We start from the raw sequence: 4,232 nt of genomic DNA, 5'->3' as shown, positions 1-4,232 counted from the left end.
ACGATGACCGGTCATCGTTATATCAATGACGCAGGGGCGTCGTTACATTGGTGACGGCTGTGGATAGTATCGTTACATCAATGACGCTTTCCTGTGGATAGTGTCGTTATATCGCTGACGGCCATATCGTTATATCACTGACGGCAGGCTTTCGCGGAGCCAATGCCGGCGCGGCTTCCGGCGCGATATCCACAGCCTTAACAACGCGCGCGTTTTTTAACTCTTTTAAAATCTTTTAACGCAAATGCGCGGCCTGCGGCCGGGCACCCCGCTGCGCGAGGTTCCCCGGACAAGCCGGCTCCCCTCCTGGCCAATCAACAGCCCGCAAGCGGGCTAGGAACGCGCCCAGGCGCGTACTCACGCAACCCCACGGTATGCTGCAGCCACTGGCCAGCGCCGCCGCAGATGGTGCGCAGCTGCCGGGAAAAGCGTCTACAGGAAAAGGGGCGCATCGGTCCCGTCGAACCGGCCAGCGCCGGCACCGACTCGCCGGCCGGCAGGTTGACGCCAAAAAGTGAACCTGGCCAGCTCCGATAGTCCGCAAACTTCGATCAATCACGGAAGATCACCCGCCGCGAACGGGGATAGGCGGTCCAGGGCGGCCGCTGGTGACGTTTGCCGGGGGTGGATGGTGTGTTGGCACGTCTGCCCCCGAAAAAACGGCGCTAAGGCCCGATTTTGGGCCAGAATAGCCGGCGCAAGCATGGACAGACCGAAAGAATTATGAAAAAAATAACTGTTGAGGATATTGGGCGGTTGGACCAGCTGGGGCCGGCGGAAGAAAAACGCTTTTGGAAAGTGTTCACCCGCGCCCTGGCGGCCGACGATGGGGCGGCGGCCAAGTCCCACCTGGCGGCCGGCCGGCCAATCACCTACGTCGATGACGAGTACCCGGACGAGCTGGTGCGCAAGTGGCCAGACGGCCGGCGGGAATTTGTCGACGTGGCGGCTGATGGCACGGTGCATGTCGTTTGGGAGTTGGCCCAGGACCAGGCCAAAGGAAAAACGCCCAGGGCGTGAACCGTGGGCGTTTTGGAGTGGCGGCGCAGCTGGTGCGCCTCAATGTTTCCGGCGCTCGATCAGCTGCAGGCTGACAGTCAGGTGGATGGCCAGCTTGCAAAACTCATCTGCATTCATGCCGGCGGCAGCGGCGGCGGCCGTCATCGAGGCGTAGTCGTTGGGGTGACAGACCAACACCAGGGGGACCGGATTAGGGATTGGCGTAGTCATGGAAGCCCCGCCTTACTTGGCCTGCGCCATGACCTGCTGCGGCGGGTTCCAGTTGGTCAGGTGGCCGACATACACCGGCAGGCCGTAGCTGTAACGCTCAAACTGGTATTGCATCGGCACCCAACCACCAGGCAACAGCTGGCCGTCGCGGTTCAGGCGCGTATCGAACGGCGCGACCACGGCCATGTAGTCGCTCATCGAGTGGACGGGCAGGCAGATGTTCTTGATTTCTTCGCCGGCCGGTACCGTCACCAGCTGGTCAGGACCGCTAGGCGGCTCCTTCGCATCCACCGGCACGAACTTGCCCTGCAGCTGGACAGACTTACTCAGCACCAGTTTGTCATTCTCAACTTTAACGGCGGACAGTGGCACATTGCCCGTGACAACATAACGGCCGATGGACTGCAGGATGTTGGCCTTGCCCACCACCGCAGCCAAAGCGCCGTAGGCGCGCAGGTTGTTGGCAGGCTGGCCGCAAACCTGTTTCAGCACGTCGCCAGGCAGCACGCCGGCTTCTTTGGCAAAGGTGCTGACGCTCGAAACGACGAGCGCACCAGGTTTGATTTTTTCATCGAACAGCAAGGACATGCCGCGATTATCCGAGGTGTCGATCGCCACTTGCTGCTCAGTCGCCAATACCTTTTTCAGATAGGCGGTGCGGTCGTCTGGGGCGGCCGCGTGGGCGGCCGCGCTGGCGATGATGGACAGGCTGATGATGGTCTTGATGGTGTTCATTGTGAAGCTCCTAGAAGTTGAGTTTTGCCCGGTTACACCGACCGGGCGGCGGTTGATTCGTTACAGTGCGTCGCAGCGATTGCGCTGGTCCTGTTCCCATTCCGGGTTCAGGCCGCCAGGACTACGCTGGCGTGCTTCCTCGATCCGCGTAAGGCACAGCTCGCGGCGGTTGGAAGCGCTGGCCGGCTTTTCGGCGGCAGCGGTCACTTGCTGGGCTTGCTTCGTGGCCTTATGCGCCGCAGGCTTCGGTGTGGTCGCCTGTGTCGTTGCCGGCGCTGGCGATGTGCCAAGGACCAAGCCACCGCCGCGTACCAGGTTTTCGCATTCGGTTTGAATGCCGGCCTTTTGGGCCTTCGCCTCACGGCCCATCGTGAACATGCTGGTCGCATAGGCCGCCTGCTCACGCTCCTTGATGCACTGTGCGATGTCGGCCTTTGCTCGTTGAGCCGGAGTCACGCTGATGCCGGTACGCCACTCGCCATAAAAGACGACCGCACCTACTGCGAGGTAGACCAGGAGCGTTTTAAAAGCTGCTTGAGTATTCATGTCGTCGCCCTCTTACTTGGCCTGGTACGGCGCGTTAATGTCGGGCATCGGCACATAGTCCAGCTGCACTTTTGCGATTGGCAGTCCGGTCAGCATGAGGAAGCCATGCAGATTTTCCAGGCCGGTAATTTGGGAGGCCAGTACAGCGGCTTGCGTGTTCCGTTTGACACTCTTGTTTTCGCTGGACGATCCCAGGTCGCCTATCCTCTGGCTGGTCCCTTCGCTGACTTCTTCGCGCTCGACTTCCTGCTGTCCAATCTCGTTTTCAAAATACTTAGCCGTCTCACCGTCGCCGGCTTTCAGAATCAGTTTTGTGGTCATGCACGAAAGCAGGGTCTGCGCCTCGTCGTGGCCGTAGGTGCTGCGCAGCTGGGCGATGGTCTGCAGACCGGACACACACACGCCGCCATACTTCCGCAGTTTGGTCAGGCCGGCGCGTAAGCTCGTGATCTTGCCCAGGCTGTCCAATTCGTCCATCACGTACCACAGGCGGCGCAGCTGGCTTTCCGTCATCGACAAGCCCTCGACAATCGCCAGTTCAAGCCAGCACGCAACCAGGTTGCGCAGCTCGGCCATTTGCGCATCCGTGTATGTCAGGAACAGCCAGGTGTGGCTTGTGTCGGATTCCCGAACCCACTTGCGCACGCTGAACGTGCCTTCGTCGGCCAGGTACACCCAATTGGCCAGAGGTGTGCCGGCGCTGGATCGAACGCTGCCCAGCATGCGCTCGTTGCCCTGCTTCGTCAGCACGGCCGCCGGCGAATCGCCCAGCAGGTCCGCGAGTTCTTTCTGATCGGCGGCTGTGACGTAGTACAGTAGCTTTTTGACGCTACGCTCACCGCGCTTGTACATGACGCGCATGCACTCCGCGAACAGGACCTGTGCGTGATTGGTCCACTGTTCGTTTTCTCCGATGCCGTCAGGGATGGCGGCCTTTGCGATGCGGCGATAGTCGTACTCGGCCTCGATTTCAGCGAAGGGCGACCAGTCCACCGTGCGGCGGTCGAATGGGTTCAGGACAATATCGCCTTCCCGGCCGAAGCGTCCCAGGTAGCCGCCGGCGGGGTCCGCGATGATAGCGGCCTGGTCGCGCTGGCGAACCTTGCGCATCATTTCGTTGATGGCCTGCGTTTTGCCGGCACCAGTCTTGCCCTCGATGAGGAAGTGTTCAGGCTCCGACTTCGGCGGGATCGGCACGCCGCCCCACTCGATGACGCCGGCCAGATCGGCCGCGCTTGCGCCGCGCTTCAACTGCGCGGCGAGTGCTGCACCTGGCACGATGGCTGCACCACGCAGCAAGGTTTCATCGGACTTGGCCGCACCGCTTCCGGCGGCCATGACCGGCGCTGTGCCGCCGATCCAGGAACGCAGCCGGCCCTGACCAGGCTTCCATCCCAGGAAGCCATTGGACTTGTCAAAGGCGTTTGCGAAGGTCCAGAACGGCCAACCGACCAGGGCGACGAACGGCGTCACCGTCATCCAATAACTCGTGTAGCCGTGTTTGACGAAAGAGAAGATGCAGGACCACTGTGCAGCGGTTGCAAAAAGGATCGCCGGCCATGCAAACCAGTTGTAATACTCCTGGCCAGAGAACGTCTTGAAGATCACGTAAGGCGCGGCGATGGTGGACCACGTCCCTTTCCAAAGCCCATTCCAGATTAAAACGGGAAGCGCAATTTTATTCATTTTATTCCTTGAATACCCTTGCAATTATGATGACT

General features: G+C 60.6%; 5 protein-coding genes. 1 reads left to right on the top strand and 4 read right to left on the bottom strand.

What is annotated here, in order from left to right; translation table 11 throughout:
* The first annotated feature begins 723 nt into the window (after nucleotides 1-723).
* Nucleotides 724-1,020 (top strand): hypothetical protein, encoded by a 297-nt coding sequence (locus E4L98_RS26650; protein WP_205746843.1) that lies wholly within the window; start codon nucleotides 724-726, stop codon nucleotides 1,018-1,020.
* A 39-nt stretch (nucleotides 1,021-1,059) separates the two neighbouring features.
* On the opposite strand, the gene E4L98_RS30245 is transcribed toward E4L98_RS26650, so the two are convergent.
* From E4L98_RS30245 to E4L98_RS26635, 4 genes are read right to left on the bottom strand one after another with little or no spacing between them, the layout of a single operon-like run.
* Entirely contained in the window at nucleotides 1,060-1,230 is a 171-nt protein-coding gene (locus E4L98_RS30245) for a hypothetical protein (protein WP_167761460.1), read from the bottom strand.
* Nucleotides 1,231-1,242: 12 nt separating this feature from the next.
* Nucleotides 1,243-1,965 (bottom strand): hypothetical protein, encoded by a 723-nt coding sequence (locus E4L98_RS26645; RefSeq protein WP_135204561.1) that lies wholly within the window; start codon nucleotides 1,963-1,965, stop codon nucleotides 1,243-1,245.
* 60 nt (nucleotides 1,966-2,025) lie between these two features.
* Complete coding sequence (locus E4L98_RS26640; RefSeq protein WP_135204560.1) at nucleotides 2,026-2,511, bottom strand: hypothetical protein; 486 nt, start codon at nucleotides 2,509-2,511, stop codon at nucleotides 2,026-2,028.
* 12 nt (nucleotides 2,512-2,523) lie between these two features.
* Nucleotides 2,524-4,197 carry a type IV secretion system DNA-binding domain-containing protein gene (locus E4L98_RS26635; protein WP_135204559.1) on the bottom strand — a complete coding sequence of 558 codons (1,674 nt, stop codon included), beginning with the start codon at nucleotides 4,195-4,197 and terminating at the stop codon, nucleotides 2,524-2,526.
* Between the last annotated feature and the right edge of the window lie 35 nt (nucleotides 4,198-4,232).

Origin of the sequence: Duganella callida (genome assembly GCF_004614165.1) — a bacterium.
In the GTDB taxonomy this organism is placed as follows: Bacteria; Pseudomonadota; Gammaproteobacteria; order Burkholderiales; family Burkholderiaceae_D; genus Rugamonas; species Rugamonas callida.
Note: the sequence above shows the minus strand (reverse complement) of the source record. Positions and strands in the feature narration are given on the sequence as shown.

What these genes read in the sequence shown, in the direction of transcription:
- E4L98_RS26645 (WP_135204561.1), bottom strand. Translation starts at nt 1,965, where the DNA reads ATGAACACCATCAAGACCATCATCAGCCTGTCCATCATCGCCAGCGCG.
- E4L98_RS26635 (WP_135204559.1), bottom strand. Translation starts at nt 4,197, where the DNA reads ATGAATAAAATTGCGCTTCCCGTTTTAATCTGGAATGGGCTTTGGAAA.
- E4L98_RS26640 (WP_135204560.1), bottom strand. Translation starts at nt 2,511, where the DNA reads ATGAATACTCAAGCAGCTTTTAAAACGCTCCTGGTCTACCTCGCAGTA.
- E4L98_RS30245 (WP_167761460.1), bottom strand. Translation starts at nt 1,230, where the DNA reads ATGACTACGCCAATCCCTAATCCGGTCCCCCTGGTGTTGGTCTGTCAC.
- E4L98_RS26650 (WP_205746843.1), top strand. Translation starts at nt 724, where the DNA reads ATGAAAAAAATAACTGTTGAGGATATTGGGCGGTTGGACCAGCTGGGG.